Genomic DNA, 21121 nt, shown 5'->3' with positions numbered 1-21121 from the left:
GCGCAACCCGCATCAAAAACCTCAAAACTTTCTCCGCGCTCCCTTGCCGCAACTCCGTCGCGCCGCCGTCCCGCGTCCCGTTGTGCGCCATCAGCGCCGCCGGTGAAGGGGGTTCTAGGCTTATGGCCGGGTGCCCGCAAGTCCTTTTTTCCGCAAATGCGAAACTTTTTGCAAAAACCAGATTTTCCGTTTGTTTTTGGTAGGTTGCGGCAATGAAATAGCATTGATGCGGCTGATTTGCGCAATATTATTTGCCTGCTCACAGCGCCAAAGAGGCCTAAACCGGATTTATCCACAGACTCGCAGGGTGTTCGGGGAGTGAATCGCTGCGATTCACGTGTGATTTGCTGTCGAACCACCCCGAATGTGGCGCGATTCACTCGAGTCGCGCGTTTAGGACGCGACTCGGTTTGGCATATTCGAAGGTGAACGCCGTTTTTTGGACTTCTTACGAGCCTCCCAAACGCGCCATCCAAGCAGGCTCAAGATAACGGCCATATAGATCAGGGCCTCAGACTCCCAGACTTTGCCAACCATGATGTAGTGGATGCCACCCAACAGTACAGTCGGATATACCAACTTGTGGAGCTTGCGCCACTTTGGTCCAAGCTTACGCACCGACCAGTTGTTCGACGTTACCGCCAGAGGGATCATCAACAAGAACGCCCCCATGCCGACGGTAATGTAAGGCCGCTTCAGGATGTCTTTCCAAATCTCAGAGAGTATCTGCACATCAAGCACCAGCCACACCAATAGGTGAGCCGATACAAAGTAAAACGTCAGAACACCTACCGCGCGGCGGAACCGGATTAGGTTCACGCCTGCAATGGCCCGCAAAGGAGTAATCGCCAATCCGAAAATCAGTGCCTGTAACGCAAGCTCGCCCAATTCATGTTCAAGCGTCTTTACCGGCTCAGGCCCCATCGCCCCGGTGGCCGCCTGATAGAACAACCAAACGGGCCACAGCGCACCTATTATATAAAGCGCCCAGACAGGCACCTTTCGCGCGGCGGTGTTAATGTGGTCAACAACAGCCATTAGTGATTCACCGCTAGGTCCATGCCTTCATAAAGGCTGGCGACCTGGTCTTCATATCCATTGAACATCAACGTCGGCTGGCGCTTGGCAAACAATCCGCCACCGATTGGTTTTTCATAAGCCTGCGACCAACGTGGGTGGCTGACTTCTGGGTTCACATTAGAATAGAAACCATACTCGCTTGGCTGCAGCATATTCCATGTGGTTTCTGGCTGCGTGTCCGTCAACGTAATCTTCGCAATCGACTTGATCGACTTGTAACCATATTTCCACGGCACAACGAGCCGGATCGGTGCGCCGTTTTGCTTGGGCATGGGTTCACCATACATCCCCGTCGCCATCAAAGTGAGCGGGTTCATGGCTTCGTCGAGACGAAGACCTTCACGATAAGGCCAATCCAAACTGTTGGTTTTCTGACCTGGCATTTCATCCGGGCGATAAACAGTTTCAAACGCCACATATTTGGCATCGCTTTGAACACCAACCAGATCAAGAAGCTGGCTCAGTTGAAATCCATCCCACGGCACAACGGCCGACCAAGTTTCAACACAACGGAACCGATAGATGCGCTCCTCGATGGTCATCTTACTGACGATATCTTCCAGACTATAAGAGCCTGGACGATCAACCATACCGCCAATCTCAATGGCCCAAGGAGAGGTCGTGAGGGTATGCGCGTTTTTCGCTGGGTCACCCTTGCCGGTGCCGAACTCATAGAAATTGTTGTACGATGTCACGTCCTCAAGCGACGTCGGCTCCAGATCGGACGAATACTCCGACGCGGCCATCGCAGGGCCAAACGCCATACCGGCAGCCAAACCTACAGCGCCGCTCATTAATTGACGCCGGTTCAGGAAATCGGCGCGTGGTGTGACGTCCGAGCGTTTCAACTCATTCTTATAAGCCATCTGGCGATCCTCGTTGCTTTGTCTCATCTTCACCTAAGACAGGTCGGGATGAAATCCAAAGCACATTGGCTCACGTCCTCGCCAGAGGATTGTAACATTCTGCGTAATTTACATGTTGTCTTAGTAAGAAAGACCTGCCCGGCGATACAGAAACCCCAATAGCCATGCCGGGCCAACCAGTAGAAATTGTAGGTCCTTAAAGAACGATGGCTTCTTACCTTCGACCTTATGGCCCCAGAACTGACCGATCCACGCCAACACAAACAAGATCGCCGCAACTTTCCATATCGTGAAGCCGGCCGCCTCAACTAATAGGATGATCACATAACAAAGTACGATGAACAGGACGAGGCCAACGGTCAGACGCGGCGACAGACTGACATAATATATAAGCGCCAACACCAACGCGACCAACAGCCACCCCATCGATCCAAATATCGCAGGTGCGGGCAAGGCATATAGGCCAGCCATCACGGTCCAGAAGATCACGGGCACGCAGATCCAGTGCACCAGCTTATTGGTCGGGTTTTGGTGGCTTTCGCCATATTCATTTAAAAGCGCATCGATCCGGCCCATCGCAATCCATCCCTTCGGTCGTTTTCGGTGATCCTAGCCACGGCTCGATCTCACCTCCAAGCCTAACTTTGCGTTAGGCATCGCTGGTTGCAGAGAATCAATCTGCGCCCAGCGTGATTTAGCCCACCCTCCTGCACGGGTTTTTTCGGCATACCCTCGCCAATATCGAAGGCCGCACAAAGCAGGCTTTCGCCGGACACCCGCAACACAGTTTGGACACGCAAAACTTCGCCTGAAGGTAGAGGCGATTCCCGCAAGGTTGCGCCGAAACCGACCAGTTTTCAGGTATTTGCATGAAGGGCGCCAATCCTCGTGTTCCTTATGTCCCTGCACCTCGTGTTTGGGTGCGAACAACTAATCTTGGAGTAATACGAATGAAAACCACATCCCTTGCAGGCATCCTTCTGATTGCCGGTTCGACTGCACTGATGGCTGACACTGCTGCTGTGGACGCCAACGAAGATGGCCAAGTCACGATGGACGAGCTGGTCGCGGTGTTTCCCGACGTGACCGCCGAGGTGTTCTCGGCTGCTGACGCGGATGCCAGCGGCACGCTGGACGCAGGCGAGTTGGCTGCGGCCCAAGAAGCCGGAGTGATCCCCGCCGAGGGTTGAGGGCTCCCCACCTCACACCACTCACGGCAAAAAAGCCCCGCCGGTTCATTCCGGCGGGGCTAATTTACTTTGGTTTTAGAGTGGCGCTTAGTGAACCACAGCGTCCGACGGCGGTTGTTGATTCGAGGTTGATAGCCGATCACCAATGATCAAACCCTCAGCCCCTGCCGTGACCGAAATGGTGTCACCATCCATCACATCACCAGCCAACAGCATCTCGGCCAACCGATCCTGCAACGCGCGTTGGATCACACGCTTCAAAGGACGTGCGCCGAACACAGGATCATATCCTTCATCAGCAAGCCACTTGCGGGCATCGGCGTCCAGCTCAAGCACGATGTTGCGTCGCGCAAGGCGTTTGGCCAGACGCGCCAACTGGATATCAACGATCCCGCCCATATCCTCGCGGTTGAGGCGGTCAAAGATGATCGTTTCATCCAAACGGTTCAGGAATTCGGGGCGGAAGTGCGCCCGCACCGCATCCATCACATCACGCTTCGCATCCGACGCATCCGCCCCATCTGGCAACTGGCTCAGCGCCTGCGCCCCAAGGTTTGACGTCAGGATGATCAGCGTTTGCTTGAAATCAACAGTACGCCCCTGCCCGTCGGTCAGAACGCCGTCATCCAGCACCTGCAGCAGCACGTTGAACACGTCGGGGTGCGCTTTTTCGACCTCGTCGAACAGGACGACCTGATAGGGCCGGCGCCGCACAGCTTCGGTCAGAACCCCACCCTCATCGTATCCAACATAGCCCGGAGGCGCTCCGATCAGACGGGCAACTGCGTGTTTCTCCATGAACTCCGACATGTCGATACGGACCATCGCGTTGTCGTCATCAAAGAGGTATTCAGCGACCGCCTTCGTCAGCTCGGTTTTACCCACGCCAGTCGGCCCAAGGAACAGGAACGACCCAAGCGGCCGGTTCTCATCATTCAGACCAGCACGCGCACGACGCACCGCATTGGACAAGGCCGTCACAGCTGACGCCTGCCCGATAACGCGTTTATGAAGCTCATCTTCCATGCGCAGCAGCTTCTCACGCTCGCCTTCCAGCATTTTCGAGGTCGGAATACCCGTCCAGCGCTCGACCACGCTCGCGATTTGCTCTGGCCGCACGGCTTCCTCAACCATCATGTCGGTCTCGGTGCCTTCTGCATCCTCAAGCTTTTTCTCAAGCTCTGGGATGACGCCATAGGAAAGCTCGCCAGCCTTGGCCAGGTTGCCTTCGCGCTTTGCCGAATCCAATTCAGCACGCGCCCGGTCAAGTTGCTCTTTCAAGCCACGCGCACCTTCCAGCTGATCACGTTCAGCTTGCCACTTGGCCGTCATCGACGAAGATTTCTCCTGAAGATCCGACAACTCGGCCTCAAGTTTCTCAAGGCGATCCTTCGATGCTTTGTCATCCTCAAGCTTAAGCGCTTCGGCTTCGATTTGCATCTGCATGATCTGACGATCCAGCGCGTCAAGTTCTTCGGGTTTCGAATCGACCTCCATCCGCAAACGGCTGGCGGCCTCATCAACCAAGTCGATGGCTTTGTCCGGCAGGAAGCGATCTGTGATATAGCGATGGCTCAACGTAGATGCCGACACCAGCGCACTGTCCGAGATCCGAACCCCGTGGTGAAGCTCGTACTTCTCTTTGATGCCGCGCAGGATCGAGATTGTGTCTTCGACCGTCGGCTCTTCAACCATCACAGGCTGGAAGCGACGGGCAAGGGCCGCGTCCTTCTCGACATACTTGCGGTATTCATCCAGCGTCGTCGCTCCGACGCAATGCAATTCACCCCGAGCAAGCGCAGGCTTGATCAGGTTGGCCGCATCCATCGCACCATCCGATTTCCCAGCACCAACCAGCGTGTGCATTTCGTCGATGAATAGGATGATTTCGCCAGCAGCGTCAGTCACCTCGTTCAGAACGGCTTTCAAGCGCTCTTCGAACTCACCGCGATATTTCGCGCCAGCAATCAACGCCCCCATATCCAGCGCCATCAGCTTCTTATTGCGCAGGCTTTCCGGCACATCACCATTGATGATGCGCAAAGCAAGACCTTCGGCAATCGCGGTTTTACCCACGCCGGGCTCACCGATCAAAACCGGGTTGTTTTTGGTGCGGCGCGACAGAACTTGCATCGTGCGACGAATTTCTTCGTCCCGCCCGATGATCGGGTCAATCTTGCCCGCTTCGGCCGCTTCGGTCAGGTCGTGCGCGTATTTCGACAGCGCTTCATAGCTGTCTTCAGCACTGGCGCTGTCAGCCGTACGCCCTTGACGGATCGAGTTGATCGCAGCGTTCAGTTTCTTGGCATCCACAGCACCTGCGTCCAATGCATCCCGTGCCTTGGACTTGATCATGGCAAGAGCCGTCAAAAGACGTTCTACCGGGACAAAACTGTCACCGGCTTGCTTGGCTAGTTTCTGCGCTTCGTCCAGCACTTTGGCGGTGGCATTGTCCATATAAACCTGTGCCGCGTCGCCCGTCACTTTCGACAGCTTCTCAATTGATGCATCAACGGCAGCACGCACATTTTCGGGCGACCCACCTGCCTTGCGGATCAGGTTGGCGCTCATGCCTTCCTCATCATCCATGAGGGCTTTGAGCAAATGTTCTGGCACCAAACGTTGGTGATTTTCGCGTAATGCGATGGTCTGGGCAGCTTGAACAAAGCCGCGCGACCGCTCAGTGAACTTCGATAAGTCCATGTCGTTCTCCTTCTAAAGCGCCCATATTTTGGATGCCCACCTGTGCGGCACATCCCTTGCTGGGCCTTGTTTTAAAGATGGGATTTACAGCGCCAAATGCAAGATGACCTAGACCGCAATTTCAGCAAAAATCGAACGATCTACGATCCGTTTCCCAAAGCTGTGATCGGCACATGAATTGCCTTTGTATCGGGCTGCGGTTAGGACGGGGCAACCAACTGCTAGGAGCCCCAAATGTCCGATGACCGCCTAATCGTCGCCCTTGATGTCCCGAATGCGCTAGACGGGTTGAAACTGGCTGAAACGCTTGGTGATGCTGTGAATTTCTACAAGATCGGATTGGGGATGCTGACAGGAGGCGGATTGGCATTGGCAAATGAGCTTAAAGACGAATACGGCAAGAAAATCTTCCTGGACATGAAGCTTTTCGACATCGGCAACACGGTCGAAGCCGCTGTTCGCGGCCTCTCGCAATTCGATTTGGATTTTCTGACCGTCCACGGTGACCCGCACGTGGTGCGCGCAGCGCAGGAAGGTAAGGGGGGCAGTGACATGAAAATCCTGGCGGTCACAATCCTGACATCGCTGGATCGTGCCGACCTTGATGCCAGCCTGATTAAACCCGGCGATATTCAGGATCTGGTGCTGGAACGCGCAGCGGTTGCACTTGAAGCCGGTGCCGACGGCGTCATCGCGTCACCCCAAGAAGCCAAACTGATCCGCGCCCTGCCCGAAGCCGAAGGCAAGTTGATTGTCACCCCAGGTGTTCGACCTGCCGGGGCTGATTTGGGGGATCAGAAGCGGATCGCCACGCCAGCCCAAGCCGTCGCCGATGGGGTTGATCACATCGTCGTTGGCCGCCCAATTCGCAACGCGGAAAGCCCGCGCGCTGCGGCCGAGGCTGTGCTGGCCGAGATGAACTCGCCGCAGGCCAAGCAAGCGAACGCTCACTAAACGCCCGCTTAACGCCCACCGGTAAATGTATGAACCGCAGTCATGCCCCGAACGCTTGCGCGTTTGGGCATAAGGAATGAACATGGCGGGAGCCGTGTAATTGGTTCAAAAGGTGAGGTGAAAATGATCGAGCAAGAGACATCAACGGACATGCAAACGATACGTCACCAGCGCCAGATGATCGGCGCCATTGGCCTAACGCTACCATTCGTTCTGTTGATCGGCGTCTGGGTGTTCGGTGTGCCCATGCAAAGCTCGATCTCGGCCTTTTTCTATACCGAAATGCGCGAGGTATTCGTGTCAGCATCAGCAGGTGTCGGGCTGTTCTTACTGACATACCAAGGCTATCCGCGCCGCAGCGGTGAAATCCTGACCGACCGGCTGGTTTCGGGAGTTGGCGGCATTGCCGTGTTTGCGACAGCCTTCATCCCGACACTTTGTACCCGTGGTGCCTGCGACGACGCGCCAACATTGCTTGACCGGTTGCTTCCTCCGGCATTGGATGGGGTGCAAGATGCGATCCATTTGGTCGCAGCAGGAGTATTCCTGACAGCGATGGGTGTCATTTCCATCCGGTTGTTCACACGCTGCTCGGTCAAATCACCGAAACTCCATAAACAACGCCGCAATCTATGCTACCGCATATTCGGTTGGACTATCTTAGGTATGGTCGCCTTGCTTGGCATCGTAAAGTTGGGTTTTCCGCAGCTTGGCCAAGTTTGGGATACGCGCTGGAATTTCACGTTTTGGGTGGAAAGCGTTGCCTTGTGGGCTTTCGGCCTTAGCTGGCTTCTGAAGGGCAGAACATTAGCACAAGAGATGCCGTATTTCTTTTATGCAGAGGCGGACTAAGCCGCCTTTGCTCCGGTTTTTCAGTGTTCGTTGATGTCCGTATCGAAGCTCTTCGACTGGCCTTTGCGAACACCTATTGCTTGACGCAACACCAGCCACGTCACCAACGAGACACCGCCAAATATCACCAACAGCCACGGAAGGCTTGGGGCCGCCCCGACCAAAAGGATCAGCCCCGCCACGGCTGCACCAACGGCAAAGCCAAGGAAGATGAAGCCGGGGGCGAGCATCTCGAAGATGCCAAGGGCAATTGCTCCCGCGACCCAAACCCACCACGTAGACCAAAGCATTATGGTTTTCCTTTCAGCAGTTTGAATGCATCTCCAAAGGCGTCCAGCGCTTGGGTCGGCAGAATGATGGTCTGCTTGCCCTCACCTGCGCCAACAGCCGTCAACGCCTCGACTTGCTTTAACGCAACCTGATATTGTGCGGCTTCCAACCCATTGTCCTTGATCGCCTTTGCGACGACCTCTGTGGCATAGGCTTCTGCGTCAGCCGATATGCGGCGTGCTTTCGCAGTCTGCTCTGCCGCATAAAGCTCGGCATCTGCAGCCAGTTCAACAGCGCGGCGCGTACCTTCGGCTTCAGTCACCTGTGCGCGGCGCGCCCGTTCCGCATTCAATTGCTGAAGCATTGCTTCACGCGTTGCGATATCCAAGTTCACGTCAAGGATCTCGGCGCGTGTGACCTCTATCCCCCAATCATCAACAGCGTCTGCCACTTGTTGCTTGATCTGGGAAATCAGCTGCTGGCGGTTGGATTGCACTTCGTCCAACTCCATCTCGCCAATGCCGGCACGCACGATCCCGGCCACAGTGGTCGCAATAGCAGCGTCGACGTCACGAATACGATACACCGTCTTTTCTGGTTCAAGGATGCGGTAAAACACGCTGGTTTCCACCTGCACCAACACGTTGTCCGAGGTGATCGCGTCTTGGCTGGCTGTTGGCAACTGACGCTCCAAGATCGAGACTTTGTGGCGCACGCGATCCAACAGCGGTACAATAAAATTAATCCCCGGTCCAAGTACAGATTGCAAACGCCCAAAGCGTTCAACCACGTATTTCTCACTCTGAGGGACTATTTTGACGCCCAGAAAAACGAGAACAATTAGGAACGCTGCAAACAACAGCAGCACACTGTTTCCACCTAGGAGTTCTGCGGGGATATCATTCATGTATTATACCTTTCACTATCTCTGTCTGATCAACTAGATGGGGTCATTTACCCTTAATTTCAATACCATGACGCGCCAAAGCATCAAGGGCCAACCGCAACCTTGGCTTAAAATGAGGGATCGCTTGCGGATCGGCAAACCATTCATCTGGGTGCATCAAGACCCACCTTTGTCCCTCGTCTCCTAGTGTTATTTCTTGCGCTCGGTGCGCCGGTAAAGAGGCCGCAAACCAATAAGATCTGGTGCCCGGTATCGACGGGTTATCCAACACTTTTCTCCAGATTAGGTCTTCGGGTGACACAACAATCGCAAGCTCTTCTTGGGTCTCTCGCAAAACACAGGTCTCGGGGCTTTCTTGGCCTTCGCGACCACCCCCTGGGAAATCCCACATGTTCGGAAACGGAATATCGGGCCGGTCATCCCTAAGAAGGGTCGCCACCCGTCCACCGATCAGCAAAACCAATTTCGCACCACTGAATTCCAACACTTTGCCTCCTTACTGCTATCCTAGTGTTTGAGGCCGCCCAACGCATAGGTTAAATAGTCTCCATGCCCGCACTATGCCGAGAATGCCTGACCCAATTCGATAACGGTCGCCGCTGCCCCAGTTGCCGTAGCCCTCGGGTTATGTCGCATCCCGAGCTTTTCGATCTGTCCATCGCGCATATGGATTGCGATGCGTTCTACGCATCAGTCGAAAAGCGCGATAACCCAGAACTCGCGGACAAACCCGTCATCATTGGGGGCGGTAAGCGGGGTGTTGTGTCGACGGCCTGCTATGTGGCGCGCATTCGTGGTGTCCGTTCAGCCATGCCGATGTTTCAAGCCTTGAAGTTGTGCCCAGACGCAGTGGTGATCCGCCCACGCGGGAGCCTATATGCTCAGGTATCAAAGCAGATCCGCACGATGATGGACGAACTTTCCCCGTCGATCGAACCGTTGTCCTTGGACGAAGCTTTTCTGGACATGACCGGAACTGAGAAGCTTCATGGTGCACCGCCCGCTGTCATGCTGGCAAAACTGGTCAAACGTATGAATGACGAACTTGGGCTGACGGGCTCTATCGGGCTTAGCCATAACAAGTTTCTGGCCAAGGTTGCCTCGGATCTCGACAAACCGCGCGGATTCTCGGTGATCGGCAAGGCCGAAACCGCACAGTTTCTGCACGACAAGCCCGTCAGCCTGATCTGGGGTGTCGGTGGGGTTACCAAGGCGGCACTAGAGAAGGCAGGCATTCGAACGTTTTCGGATCTTCTGCGTTGGGAAAAAGAGGATTTGACCGCGCGATTTGGCGGAATGGGTACCCGGTTGTGGCATCTGGCACGAGGCGAGGACCGGCGCCGTGTATCGGCCCATGCGCCAATCAAATCGATCTCGAACGAAACGACGTTTTTCGAGGATACCTCCAACACGGATATTCTGGACGGGCATCTGTGGCGGTTATCGGAAAAGGTCTCGGACCGGGCGAAGGCGCGGGACTTGGCGGGGCGCGTGGTGTCTTTAAAACTAAAGCGTGCCGATTTTCGGGCCATTAGCCGTCAAAGCAATCTTGGTGATGTAACCCAATCGGCGGACCGTATCTATCACACAGTTCGCGCGCTTTATGACACTGTGGCCGACCAAGGCCCTTTCCGCTTGATCGGCGTTGGCCTAAGCCATCTCGGAGCCTCAGAAGGCGCAGATTTGACCGATGATCTGTTGGACCCTCAAGCTGCACAGCGACGCGCGGCCGAACGGGCAACTGACAAAATCCGCGCCCGTTTTGGGGATGACAGCATCGTAAAAGGGCGTGGCATTCGCTAGGGCCTATTCTGCGGCCAACGCGTTTCGCCCCTGCCCAATGGCCGCAATGTCTTTGATCACCGCAGCAAGCCGCACCTGCATCTGCTTGAAATTGCTGTTGGGTTTCACCGAATGCTCTTCCAAATACAACGCGCGATCAATTTCGATTTGAACCACATGTTGGCGACGCGAAGGGCGACCGTAATGCTGCGCCATGTACGCCCCTGCAAAGGGCGTATTGCGCGCGGTCACAAAACCCGCGCGTTTGAACGCTGCCTCGACACGCTCCACAATTTGCGGAGAGGCCGACGCCCCGAAGCGATCACCCAAGACGATTTCCGGGCTGGGTGTTACGCCCTTCGCAAGGCTGGTCACCGCCTCATGTGGCATGGAGTGACAGTCGATCAAGATCGCTTCACCAAACAGCGCCGTACTTTCGTCCAGAAGCGTTTGAAGCGCGTTGTGGTAGGGGTGCCAGTGGCCCGCCAGACGGGCCTGTGCCGCGCTCAGCGTCATCTTGCCCCGATAGATCGCACGCCCCCCAGCCACCACACGTGGAATGACACCCAAACCGGACGAAACCCGCGGGTTATGATCCGTTCTGCGCAAACCGCGGATCAACGCCGGGTCAAGCTCATCCGCACCGCGGTTCAGATCAACATAGGCCCGCGGCGTGTTCGAGGACAGAAGTGGCGCTCCTTGCTCCGGAACCGTGTCATAGAGCAGGTCGACATACGCATCTTCAGACGATCGCACGGCGTCCTGATCCAAAATCGTGTTTGTTAGGAAATCGGTCGGATAATCGCGCCCGCTATGGGGCGACGCAAAGACCACGCTTGTTGTGCGTGCGGCAGGTTGTATCAACGTGTAAGAAGATGTCGACATGACCAGTCCTTTGAACCATTCCTACAAAGTATATAAAGGCAAAAATTCTCTGGTCAAAAGCTCTTGCGCACAACCACGACTCCTTTTATAGAACCGCGAACAGGCGCGGGAATTCCCGCGTCGCGTTGTTTGGATTGGTCAAATTGGCTGGTTCAATAGAATTTTCAGGGCGATTAGCTCAGCGGTAGAGCACTTCGTTGACATCGAAGGGGTCACTGGTTCGATCCCAGTATCGCCCACCATGAACCGCCAGATGACCGCAAGGTCAGACGGTAAAATGAAGCTTAGGCGCAACCGCAGCGCCGCGTTGAAGGAGAAAGAACATGAAAGTTCGTAACTCACTCCGCTCGCTGAAGAACCGCCACCGCGATTGCCGCGTGGTGCGTCGCAAAGGTCGCGTATACGTGATCAATAAAACGCAGCGCCGGTTCAAAGCCCGTCAGGGCTGATCGCATCAGCAGCGACAAAGAAATAGCCGCCCGATGGGCGGCTTTTTTCGTTTGGGGATATTGATACCCTAGACTTCTAAATCGAACACCATAATGCCCTCGGCTCCGCCATTGCAAAGCTCACAAAGCCGAGCACCCAGTTTTTGATGCGTGGGGTGTAAAGCATAGGCTTCGACCGCTTCCCGATCCGCAAATCGAATGACAAACCCGGCGTCGAAACGAGCAGATTTCCCTTCGAAATCACGGTTGGGACCAAAATCAAACCCAAGCACACCCTCCAACGCCTCACTGAACTGCGCAAGAGCTTCAAGAACGTCGTTTCTCTGTGCATCCGCCGCGTCGGCTCTAAAATCACAATAGACACTGTGAAGGATCATGGTCAGTTCCCCAAAGGTGTGAGGAGCTCACTCATACACCCGTTGATCATCAATGACGATGCCATCGTTCGGTAGACTGCCCAAAGCTACAATCTCTATGTTGCCCTTGAGCTTCAGAGACTCGGCGACAGATTTAGCATAGAGCGCAGGGTCGGTCGCGTCGCTTTCGATTTGTACGGTCATCGCGTCCATCTCTCCGTCGCGCGTCGCGATAACCCGCGCTTTCGAAATCTCGGAATGCTTGGCGACGAAATCGGCGACCTGCTCGGGACGGACAAACATACCTTTGATTTTCGCGGTTTGATCCGCACGGCCCATCCAACCTTTGATCCGCATGTTGGTTCGGCCACAGGAACTTTGGCCAGGCAACACCGCGGACAAATCACCAGTCGCGAAACGGATCAGCGGGTAGTCCGGGTTGAGCGTGGTCACCACCACCTCGCCAACCTCGCCGGCCTCAACAAGATCACCGGTACCGGGGCGAACAATCTCTACAATAACGCCTTCGTCGATAATCATGCCCTCCATCGCGTCGCTTTCATAGGCGATGTTGCCCAGATCAGCGGTCGCATAGCTTTGCAGGCAGGTCACACCGCGATCTGCATACTCCTGCCTCAGGCTCGGAAAAAGAGCGCCGCCGCCGACTGCGGCCTTTGTGATCTTCAATGCCACCCCGTCCGCATCCGCACGATCTAGGATCACTTTCAGATAATCCGGCGTCCCTGCATAAGCAGTGGTGCCTATGTCCGCCGCAGCACGCACCTGAAGCTCTGTTTGGCCGACGCCCGCCGGTAGAACCGAAGCCCCCACAGCCCGCGCGCCATTTTCAAAGATCATCCCAGCAGGCGTCAAGTGATAGCCAAAACAGTTCTGCACGATGTCGTTTTCGCCGATACCACACGCATGAAGAAAGCGCCCCATGCGCCACCAGTCATGGCTGATACCACCGGGTTCATAAATGGGTCCGGGGGATTGGAACACATGCGCAGGTTTCTTGACCGCAAAGCCCCCAAAGGGCGGTTGTGCCTTTTGCCACTTGGTCAGATCAGATTTTCGCAGGACTGGGTACCTTGCCAGATCGGACAGCGACGTGATGTCGGGGCCATCCAAATTGCACGCGTCCTTTCCCTGCCTTGCACGGATAATCTGCGCCCGCAAACCGCTAATCAGGTCGCTCGTGCGTTCGTCTTCGGATCGGGTTTCAAGCGCGTCAAAATACTTGGACATGAGTGGCCTCTTGTCTTCGCGGGCGTCAGCCCGGCGGGTTCAACTATTAATCTCGGATCGTGTACAGGATCACGCCAACCAGCGTTTGCGGCGACGATACGAACGCACGTCACGAAAGCTCTTACGGCCTTCATCTGACATGCCGAGATAGAATTCTTTAACATCCGGGTTTTCACGCAGCTCAGCTGCCGGTCCGTCCATCACAACGCGTCCGTTCTCGAGAATGTAGCCGTAATGGGCGTATCGCAGGGCCACGTTGGTGTTCTGCTCGGCAAGAAGGAAGGTCACGCCTTGCTCTTCATTCAACCGTTTTACGATTTCGAAAATTTGTTCAACAAGCTGCGGTGCCAACCCCATCGATGGCTCGTCCAGCAAGATCATCTCGGGCCGAGACATAAGCGCGCGGCCCATTGCGACCATCTGTTGTTCACCGCCTGACGTATAGCCCGCCTGCGATTTGCGGCGCTCCTTCAGACGCGGGAAATAGGTGTAAACCAAGTCGAGGTCTTTCGCGATCTCGGCCTTGCCATCTGCACGCGTATACGCCCCGGTCAGCAAGTTTTCTTCGACGGTCAGGTGCTCAAAGCAGTGCCGTCCTTCCATCACTTGAATGACGCCGCGCTTTACAAGAGCCGACGGGTTCAACTCGGCGACATCATCGTTCTTGTGCAGGATTGTGCCCTTTGTGACCTCTCCCCGCTCGGATTGAAGCAGGTTGGAAATGGCCTTCAGAGTGGTCGTCTTACCTGCGCCGTTACCCCCCAAGATGGCCGTAATGCCCCCTTTGGGCACCATCAGACTGACGCCTTTCAACACAAGGATCACGTGATTGTAGATCACCTCGATATTGTTGACCTCAAGCAAGGTCTCAGCGGTCTGATCGGGGGTCTTTGCAGCGTCCAGCATGTGGGCATCCAGTTCGAATTCGTTGTGGGTTTCGCCCGGACCGTTTGGCCCGGGCGAAAGCATCCCGCTTAGTTACAGCGTTCCGCGATGTTGTTTTCGGCAGCATAGGCGGCCGAGTCTTCGTCGATCAGCGGCTGAATCACTTCCATATCGGAATCACCGAAATCAGAAATTAGCTTCCACTCACCTGCGGCCGCGTCCCATTGCTGGATCGCACCGGTGCCGGGGCCGCCGTGGTTCTCACAGCTCACGCTGAAGCTTGGTCCGAAACCACCCATGCCCAACTCGGCCATACGCTCGTCCGAAATCTCAAGCGCTTCCATACCGTCCCGCATCATCGCAGGCGTGATCTGGTCAGTGCCGTGGATCTCTTGTGCCTTCTTGGCAGCTTCCGCCATCAACATCGCGGCATAAACACCACGGTTGTAGATCGCTTTCCCGATGTTGGAGCCATCGCCAGCGGCTTTGCCGGTATCCACAACATGCTTGCGAATGTCGTCAAACACTGGGTAATCGTCACCAACTGCATGAAAGGTGACAGCTTTATAGCCATTGGCTGCATCACCGGCGGGCTGAACGTCATGGTCACCACCTGACCACCAAACACCCACAAAGTTTTCCATTGGGAAACGGATGTTTGCGGCTTCCTGAATGGCAACCTGGTTCATCACGCCCCAGCCCCACATCAGAACGAAGTCAGGTTTTTCGCGGCGAATCTGAAGCCACTGGGCTTTCTGTTCCTGCCCGGGGTGATCGACGGGGATCAAGGTCAGATCGAAGCCATACTTTTCGGCCAGACCTTCAAGGGTGCGGATTGGCTCTTTGCCGTATGCCGAGTTGTGATAGACCAGCGCAACCTTCTTGCCCTTCAAGTCGCCGCCGCTAGCATCCAGCAAGTGGTTCACGGCCAGAGACGCCGCATTCCAGTAGTTAGCCGGGAAGTTGAAGACGTTGGCAAACACCTTACCATTCGCCGCCGAAGTCCGTCCGTAACCCGGAGTGTAGAGCGGAATGTTGTCCGCAGTCACTTTGGGGATCAGCTGATAGGTGATGCCTGTCGAAAGCGGGTTATAGACCAACGCACCTTCGCCTTTGGTGGCCTCATAACACTCAACACCTTTCTCGGTGTTATAGCCAGTCTCGCACTCGATGACTTTGGCGGCAACACCGCCGATGCCGCCATCGCGTTCGTTCAGCAAGGTAAAGTAGTCGGCATAGCCATCAGCATACGGAATACCGCCAGCAGCATAAGGGCCGGTCCGGTAGCTCAGCGATGGGAACACAAGGTCTGCAAGAACAGGTGTTGCCACCATCAGGGCCGTAACACTGGCCGCTGCAAGTTTCGAATATTTCATTTGCTTCCTCCCTAGATTAGCAAATTGATGTGCCCGATTTTGGGTCACGTTGCTTTGACCGTCTGAACCAGTTCCTCTCTGGCCCCGAAGATCGGTTGAATGCGCGGGCCCTAGTGCGGGAAGGGCCACAAACGCAGCTTTTCTTTGGTCAGACGCCAGAGTTGCGCCAGCCCGTGCGGCTCGAGGATCAGAAAGATCACGATCAAGCCGCCAACGATCATGAACTCTAAATGCGCTGCCAGATCGGTCGGCCATCCAAGACCGCCAACCAAAACGTTCTTCAACAAAACAGGCATCAAGACCATGAATGCCGCGCCTGCAAACGACCCGAAAATCGAGCCGAGCCCACCGATAATAATCATAAAGAGAACGCGGAACGATTTTTCGATCCCGAACGCCTCACCTGCCTCAGCTGCGCCCAAATAGACGGCAAAGAACAGAGCTCCGGCGACGCCCACGAAGAAGGACGAAACCGCGAAGGCTGTCAGTTTCGCCATCAGCGGATTGACCCCGATGATCTCGGCCGCGATGTCCATATCGCGGATACCCATCCATTTGCGGCCCATCATGCCACGCGTCAGGTTGCGGGCCACCCAAGCCAACACAACCACGAAGACCAGGCAAATAAGGTACTTCGCCCAAGCCTCGGTGTGTGGACCGGTGACAATGATGCCAAAGACACTGCGTTCAGGTGCGTTGATCTGGCCTGATGCAGAGTAATTGTAGAACCACGGCACCTTGTTAAAGACCCACACAAGGAAGAATTGCGCGGCAAGCGTGGCCACGGCCAAATAGAACCCCTTAATCCGAAGCGACGGCAAACCAAACAGGACGCCAACACAGGCGGTGATGCCGCCCGCCAGCAGAACGTGGATCACGATAGAGACCTCGGGGAATGCCACCATCAGCTTATAGACCGAGTATGCACCGACAGCCATGAAGCCCCCTGTACCCAGTGACACTTGCCCTGCATAACCGGTCAGAATATTCAGACCCAGCGCGGCGATGGCGTAAATCAAGAACGGCGCAGCCACCGAGTTTACCCAGTAGTCATTGATAAAGAACGGGACCACACAGAAGGCAACGATCATCAGGATATAGTAGCCCATCCGATCCAGCTTGATCGGGAAGGTCTGGTTGTCGTCACGGTAGGACGTTTTGAAGTCACCGGCTTCGCGGTAAAACATTGATCAGACCCTCTCGATGATTTTTTCGCCAAACAGGCCTTGGGGCCTGAAGATCAGGAAGATAAGTGCCAGCACATAGGCAAACCAGTTCTGGGTCGCACCGCCAATCAAGGGTCCGATTAGAAACTCGAACAATTGCTCGCCGACCCCAATGATCAGACCACCAATGATTGCGCCGGGGATCGAGGTGAAGCCGCCCAACATCAGGACCGGTAGCGCCTTCAGAGCGATCAGTGACAAAGAGAACTGAACCCCCGATTTTGCCCCCCACATGATGCCCGCAACCAGAGCCACGAAGCCCGCGATCGACCAGACCAGCACCCAGATGAAACGCAGCGAGATGCCGACCGACAGCGCGGCCGAGTGGTCGTCTGCCACCGCCCGCAATGCGCGACCTTGTTTGGAGTATTGCGAGAAGATCGTCAAAGCGATCACCAGAAGGGCGGCAATCACTGTTGCCACAATGTCCAGGTTGTCGATGAAGAACCCATAACCGAACCAATTATATGTTGTTTCGTCGATGGCCAGATTGATCCCCTGCGGCAGTCCCACATCAAGCTTCTTGATCTCGGACCCCCACATGATGTCGCCGAAACCCTCCATGAAATAGGCAAGCCCGATGGTTGCCATGAACAGGATAATATCCGGTTGACCGATCAGGTGCTGTAGAACGAACTTCTCGACCAGCCAAGCAAACAGCACCATAACGGCAGCGGCCAAAATGATCGCGATGATCGAGGGCACATGCCACGGAAAGTGGTGTATCTCGGTGCCAAATATTGCGTTGATCAAGTGAGCAAAGGGAATTTGCCCCTGCTGGATCCCTACCAGTGTGAGCGCGGCAAACAGCGCCATCACACCTTGTGCATAGTTGAAAATGCCAGAGGCCTTGAAGATCAAGACAAACCCCAGCGCGACAAGCGCATAAAGCACCCCGGCCATCAGGCCGTTCAGGGTAACTTCAATCGCAAATAGCAGTTGTTCAGGCATGATCTTCCCCTTAGTCGTGCGACACGCCGAGATAGGCGTCGATCACTGCTTGGTTGTTGCGCACCTCGTCCGGTGTGCCGTCCCCAATTTTCTTACCGTAGTCCATCACGACCACGCGGTCGGACAGGTCCATGACCACGCCCATGTCGTGTTCGATCAAGGCAATGGTGGTGCCAAATTCATCATTCATGTCGAGGATAAAGCGGGACATGTCCTCTTTTTCCTCGACGTTCATGCCCGCCATGGGTTCGTCCAAAAGCAAAAGCTCTGGTTCCGCAGCCAAGGCGCGCGCCAGTTCGACGCGCTTTTTAAGGCCGTAGGGCAGACGTCCGACGGGCGTTTTGCGGATATGCTGGATCTCAAGAAAGTCGATGACTTTCTCAACCTTCTCGCGGTTCTCAATCTCTTCGCGTTCAGCTTTGCCCTTCCAGATGGCTTGCTGAAACAGGTTGGCTTTCATCTTGTTCAACCGCCCGGTCATGATGTTGTCGAGCACCGACATCCCATCAAACAGCGCGATATTCTGGAACGTTCGGGCCAATCCCTGCTGCGCCACCTGATAGGGCCGCATGGGTGGGCGTTTTTTGCCGTGGAACCAAACTTCGCCTTCCTGTGGTTTGTAAAAACCCGAGATGACATTCAGCATCGAGGACTTTCCAGCCCCATTTGGTCCAATAATGGCGCGTATTTCACCTGCGCGGATATCAAAGCTGATGTCCTGAATGGCCACCACGCCCCCGAACCGCAACGTAATGTTGCGCAAATCCAGCACCACACCGCCGATTGTGCGGCCATCTGCAGTGACGTAGCTGTCGGGGCTGTCGGCGCTTATGTCGGTCGTCATCGTCATTCTGCCGCCATCTCCTGTGCATTGCCGACCACTGCCGCATCGCGGATTTCCAGCGTGGCGTTAATCGATCCTTTGCGACCATCCTCGTAGGTTACTTCGGTCTCGATATATTGGTCCGACTTACCGCTATAGAGCGCTTCGATCAGCGGGGCGTATTTCTCTTCGACGATCCGACGGCGTACCTTGCGGGTCCGGGTCATTTCGCCGTCATCTGCATCCAGCTCTTTATGCAAGATCAAAAAGCGATGGATTTGGCAGCCTGACAGCATCTCGTCCTCGGCTATCGAGCGGTTTACCGTTTCGACATGCTCTTGAATGGTCGACAGAACGTCAGGGTGTCCAGCGAGTTCCTGATAGGATGCGTAGGCTACGTTGTTCCGCTCGGCCCAGTTGCCGACTGCGGTCAGGTCGATATTGATGAACGCGGTACACATGTTGCGTTCGTTACCGAACACGACGGCCTCAAGAATATCGGGATAGAACTTCAGTTTGTTCTCGACATATTTCGGGGCAAACATCCGACCATCAGCCATTTTTCCCACGTCTTTGGCGCGGTCAATGATCCGAAGGTGACCGTTCTTCTTGTCAAAGAACCCGGCGTCGCCGGTGGCCACCCAACCTTCGGCGTCTTTGGTGTCAGCGGTGCTTTCCGGGTTGTTGTAATACTCAACAAACGTGCCGGGGCTGCGATAGAAAATCTCTCCATTGTCTTCGATGCGCAGTTCAACCCCGGGTGCAGGCACACCGACAGTGTCGTTGCGCACTTCGCCATCTGGCTGAACCGTGATAAACACAGTCGCTTCGGTCTGACCATAAAGCTGTTTCAGGTTGATCCCCATCGAGCGATAGAACTCGAAAATTTCGGGACCGATGGCTTCACCAGCAGTATAGCCCACGCGGATGCGGCCAAATCCCAGCGTGTCTTTCAAGGGACCGTAGACCAGCACATCGCCGCAACGATACTTGAAGTACTCGTACGCCTTACCACGGTAGATGCGCAGACCCAGCGGGTCTTTGGCCTTGAAGTGTTGTCGGGCGTTCTTGCCGTGGCGTAGTTTCGCAAAGATCAACCGGATCGAGTTCTCAATGATGGTTTCCGCGGCAAACCCGACACCCAGCGCATAGCGGAACCCGTGGCGCAATTTCTGCTCCAGCGTCTTTTTCTGCGTTGTAACTTTGCGGCGTGGCATGCCGAATTTCTCGCCAGCACCGTTCTTGGCAAAATCCATGAAGTGGTGAAACAAGGCGTATTTCAGATCGCCACTGTCTTCCATGCGGATCATAACGTTGGTCAGCTGGGTTTCGAAAACACGCGGCGGCGCAAAGTAATACGTTGGTCCAACCTCGCGAAGGTCGGTCATCATCGTGTCAGCGCTTTCCGGGCAGTTCACACAGAAACCGGTCCACATCGCCTGACCAAGCGAGAAGATGAAGTCACCAACCCAAGCCATCGGCAGGTATGCCAGAATGTCTTCGTTCACACCAAGGTTGTCGAACTCCGAGGTATTCTTAGCGCTTTCGATGATATTGCGATTGGACAGAACCACACCCTTCGGGCGCCCAGTGGTACCTGATGTGTAAAGCATCACGCATTTGCTGTCGTAAGTCAGCTCGGTCTCGCGTTTTGCCATCTCGTCTTCCAGACGCGCATGGGCCACGCGGCCTTCTTCCTGAATGTCATGATACCAGTGCAGGTGGCTGTGGTCGTATTTCCGCAAACCACGTTTATCGTAGTACAAAACATGCTCGATGTGGTGGATCTTGTCCTGGACTTCGATCACCTTGTCGACCTGCTCCTGATCGCCGCAGATCACGAAACGTGCGCCACAATGGTCCAGCACGTATTCCATCTCTTCGACAACCGCATCTTGGTAAAGCGGCACGGGCACGGCACCAACCTTTTGCGCCGCAACCATGGCCCAATAGTGCGCCGGACGGTTGCGCCCAATGATGGCGACGTGATCCCCGCGATCAATGCCTAGCGCCAAAAGCCCCAGCGCGAGATTCTGGATTTCCTCGGCAGCTTCGGCCCAGGTCCAGCTTTGCCAGATACCGAATTCTTTTTCCCGATAGGCCGGGCGATCCCCGTATTCTTTCACGTTCCGCGCAAGCAGCGCTGGAACCGAGCCAAATTCGCCCTGAGCGGCTAATTTTTGTGACAAGTTGTCCTCCCACCGTCGTTTTCGGCCGACGTTGCCCATATGCAGAGCGAATCTTGCCCGATCACCCTGACCTAAAAAATTTCGCCGTCAAAGGTTTCGGTACTTTTTCCCAAACCTAACGAATTGTTA

General features: G+C 55.3%; 21 protein-coding genes and 1 tRNA gene. 6 read left to right on the top strand and 16 right to left on the bottom strand.

Going from position 1 to position 21121, the window contains the following annotated elements:
• Positions 1 to 393 precede the first annotated feature (393 nt).
• The 3 genes from msrQ to V6N04_RS17205 form a co-directional block, all read right to left on the bottom strand.
• Positions 394 to 1038, bottom strand: a complete 645-nt coding sequence (gene msrQ / locus V6N04_RS17215; protein WP_371171432.1) for a protein-methionine-sulfoxide reductase heme-binding subunit MsrQ — start codon at positions 1036 to 1038, stop codon at positions 394 to 396.
• Positions 1038 to 1946: a protein-methionine-sulfoxide reductase catalytic subunit MsrP gene (gene msrP, locus V6N04_RS17210; protein ID WP_371171431.1), complete on the bottom strand. Its 909-nt coding sequence runs from the start codon at positions 1944 to 1946 to the stop codon at positions 1038 to 1040. The genes msrQ and msrP overlap by 1 nt, the downstream gene beginning before the upstream one ends.
• Positions 1947 to 2066: 120 nt before the next feature.
• A complete protein-coding gene (locus V6N04_RS17205; RefSeq protein ID WP_371171430.1) occupies positions 2067 to 2522 on the bottom strand; it encodes an Mpo1 family 2-hydroxy fatty acid dioxygenase in 456 nt (151 codons plus the stop codon).
• 374 nt (positions 2523 to 2896) lie between these two features.
• On the opposite strand from V6N04_RS17205, the gene V6N04_RS17200 reads away from it, so the two are divergent.
• Entirely contained in the window at positions 2897 to 3136 is a 240-nt protein-coding gene (locus V6N04_RS17200) for an EF-hand domain-containing protein (protein WP_371171429.1), read from the top strand.
• Between the two features lie 87 nt (positions 3137 to 3223).
• Here V6N04_RS17200 and clpB read toward each other — a convergent pair whose 3' ends face one another.
• A complete protein-coding gene (gene clpB / locus V6N04_RS17195) occupies positions 3224 to 5839 on the bottom strand; it encodes an ATP-dependent chaperone ClpB (RefSeq protein WP_371171428.1) in 2616 nt (871 codons plus the stop codon).
• Between the two features lie 234 nt (positions 5840 to 6073).
• Between clpB and pyrF the strand changes: the two genes are divergently transcribed.
• On the top strand, positions 6074 to 6793 hold the full coding sequence (gene pyrF / locus V6N04_RS17190; protein WP_371171427.1) for an orotidine-5'-phosphate decarboxylase: 720 nt from the start codon (positions 6074 to 6076) through the stop codon (positions 6791 to 6793).
• Positions 6794 to 6916: 123 nt separating this feature from the next.
• The gene (locus V6N04_RS17185) at positions 6917 to 7645 is read left to right on the top strand and encodes a hypothetical protein (RefSeq protein ID WP_371171426.1); all 729 of its coding nucleotides are present in this window, start codon (positions 6917 to 6919) and stop codon (positions 7643 to 7645) included.
• A 20-nt stretch (positions 7646 to 7665) separates the two neighbouring features.
• Here V6N04_RS17185 and V6N04_RS17180 read toward each other — a convergent pair whose 3' ends face one another.
• From V6N04_RS17180 to V6N04_RS17170, 3 genes are read right to left on the bottom strand one after another with little or no spacing between them, the layout of a single operon-like run.
• On the bottom strand, positions 7666 to 7935 hold the full coding sequence (locus tag V6N04_RS17180; RefSeq protein ID WP_371171425.1) for an NfeD family protein: 270 nt from the start codon (positions 7933 to 7935) through the stop codon (positions 7666 to 7668).
• The gene (locus V6N04_RS17175) at positions 7935 to 8822 is read right to left on the bottom strand and encodes an SPFH domain-containing protein (protein ID WP_371171424.1); all 888 of its coding nucleotides are present in this window, start codon (positions 8820 to 8822) and stop codon (positions 7935 to 7937) included. The genes V6N04_RS17180 and V6N04_RS17175 overlap by 1 nt, the downstream gene beginning before the upstream one ends.
• A 43-nt stretch (positions 8823 to 8865) precedes the next feature.
• On the bottom strand, positions 8866 to 9309 hold the full coding sequence (locus tag V6N04_RS17170; RefSeq protein WP_371171423.1) for an NUDIX hydrolase: 444 nt from the start codon (positions 9307 to 9309) through the stop codon (positions 8866 to 8868).
• A 62-nt stretch (positions 9310 to 9371) separates the two neighbouring features.
• Between V6N04_RS17170 and V6N04_RS17165 the strand changes: the two genes are divergently transcribed.
• Positions 9372 to 10625 carry a DNA polymerase IV gene (locus tag V6N04_RS17165; protein WP_371171422.1) on the top strand — a complete coding sequence of 418 codons (1254 nt, stop codon included), beginning with the start codon at positions 9372 to 9374 and terminating at the stop codon, positions 10623 to 10625.
• 3 nt (positions 10626 to 10628) lie between these two features.
• Here the strand turns inward: V6N04_RS17165 and V6N04_RS17160 are convergent, their stop codons facing one another.
• Entirely contained in the window at positions 10629 to 11489 is an 861-nt protein-coding gene (locus V6N04_RS17160) for an N-formylglutamate amidohydrolase (RefSeq protein ID WP_371171421.1), read from the bottom strand.
• 167 nt (positions 11490 to 11656) lie between these two features.
• Between V6N04_RS17160 and V6N04_RS17155 the strand changes: the two genes are divergently transcribed.
• Both V6N04_RS17155 and ykgO read left to right on the top strand, forming a co-directional pair.
• Positions 11657 to 11731 (top strand) — tRNA-Val (locus tag V6N04_RS17155).
• Positions 11732 to 11812: 81 nt separating this feature from the next.
• Positions 11813 to 11938 carry a type B 50S ribosomal protein L36 gene (gene ykgO / locus V6N04_RS17150; protein WP_005850168.1) on the top strand — a complete coding sequence of 42 codons (126 nt, stop codon included), beginning with the start codon at positions 11813 to 11815 and terminating at the stop codon, positions 11936 to 11938.
• 68 nt (positions 11939 to 12006) lie between these two features.
• Here the strand turns inward: ykgO and V6N04_RS17145 are convergent, their stop codons facing one another.
• The 8 genes from V6N04_RS17145 to V6N04_RS17110 form a co-directional block, all read right to left on the bottom strand.
• Positions 12007 to 12315, bottom strand: coding sequence for a Dabb family protein (locus V6N04_RS17145; RefSeq protein ID WP_371171420.1), 309 nt, complete (start codon positions 12313 to 12315; stop codon positions 12007 to 12009).
• Positions 12316 to 12342: 27 nt separating this feature from the next.
• Positions 12343 to 13542: a phenylacetate--CoA ligase family protein gene (locus V6N04_RS17140; protein WP_371171419.1), complete on the bottom strand. Its 1200-nt coding sequence runs from the start codon at positions 13540 to 13542 to the stop codon at positions 12343 to 12345.
• A gap of 69 nt (positions 13543 to 13611) precedes the next feature.
• Positions 13612 to 14448 (bottom strand): ABC transporter ATP-binding protein, encoded by an 837-nt coding sequence (locus tag V6N04_RS17135; protein WP_371171418.1) that lies wholly within the window; start codon positions 14446 to 14448, stop codon positions 13612 to 13614.
• A 68-nt stretch (positions 14449 to 14516) separates the two neighbouring features.
• Positions 14517 to 15803, bottom strand: coding sequence for an ABC transporter substrate-binding protein (locus V6N04_RS17130; RefSeq protein ID WP_371171417.1), 1287 nt, complete (start codon positions 15801 to 15803; stop codon positions 14517 to 14519).
• A 110-nt stretch (positions 15804 to 15913) separates the two neighbouring features.
• A complete protein-coding gene (locus V6N04_RS17125) occupies positions 15914 to 16990 on the bottom strand; it encodes a branched-chain amino acid ABC transporter permease (protein ID WP_371171416.1) in 1077 nt (358 codons plus the stop codon).
• 3 nt (positions 16991 to 16993) lie between these two features.
• Entirely contained in the window at positions 16994 to 17980 is a 987-nt protein-coding gene (locus V6N04_RS17120) for a branched-chain amino acid ABC transporter permease (protein WP_371171415.1), read from the bottom strand.
• A 10-nt stretch (positions 17981 to 17990) separates the two neighbouring features.
• A complete protein-coding gene (locus V6N04_RS17115) occupies positions 17991 to 18824 on the bottom strand; it encodes an ABC transporter ATP-binding protein (RefSeq protein WP_371171433.1) in 834 nt (277 codons plus the stop codon).
• Between the two features lie 2 nt (positions 18825 to 18826).
• Positions 18827 to 20992, bottom strand: coding sequence for an AMP-binding protein (locus V6N04_RS17110; protein WP_371171414.1), 2166 nt, complete (start codon positions 20990 to 20992; stop codon positions 18827 to 18829).
• Positions 20993 to 21121: the final 129 nt, after the last annotated feature.

The organism is Aliiroseovarius conchicola, assembly GCF_041403445.1.
Lineage (GTDB): Bacteria > Pseudomonadota > Alphaproteobacteria > Rhodobacterales > Rhodobacteraceae > Aliiroseovarius > Aliiroseovarius conchicola.
Note: the sequence above shows the minus strand (reverse complement) of the source record. Positions and strands in the feature narration are given on the sequence as shown.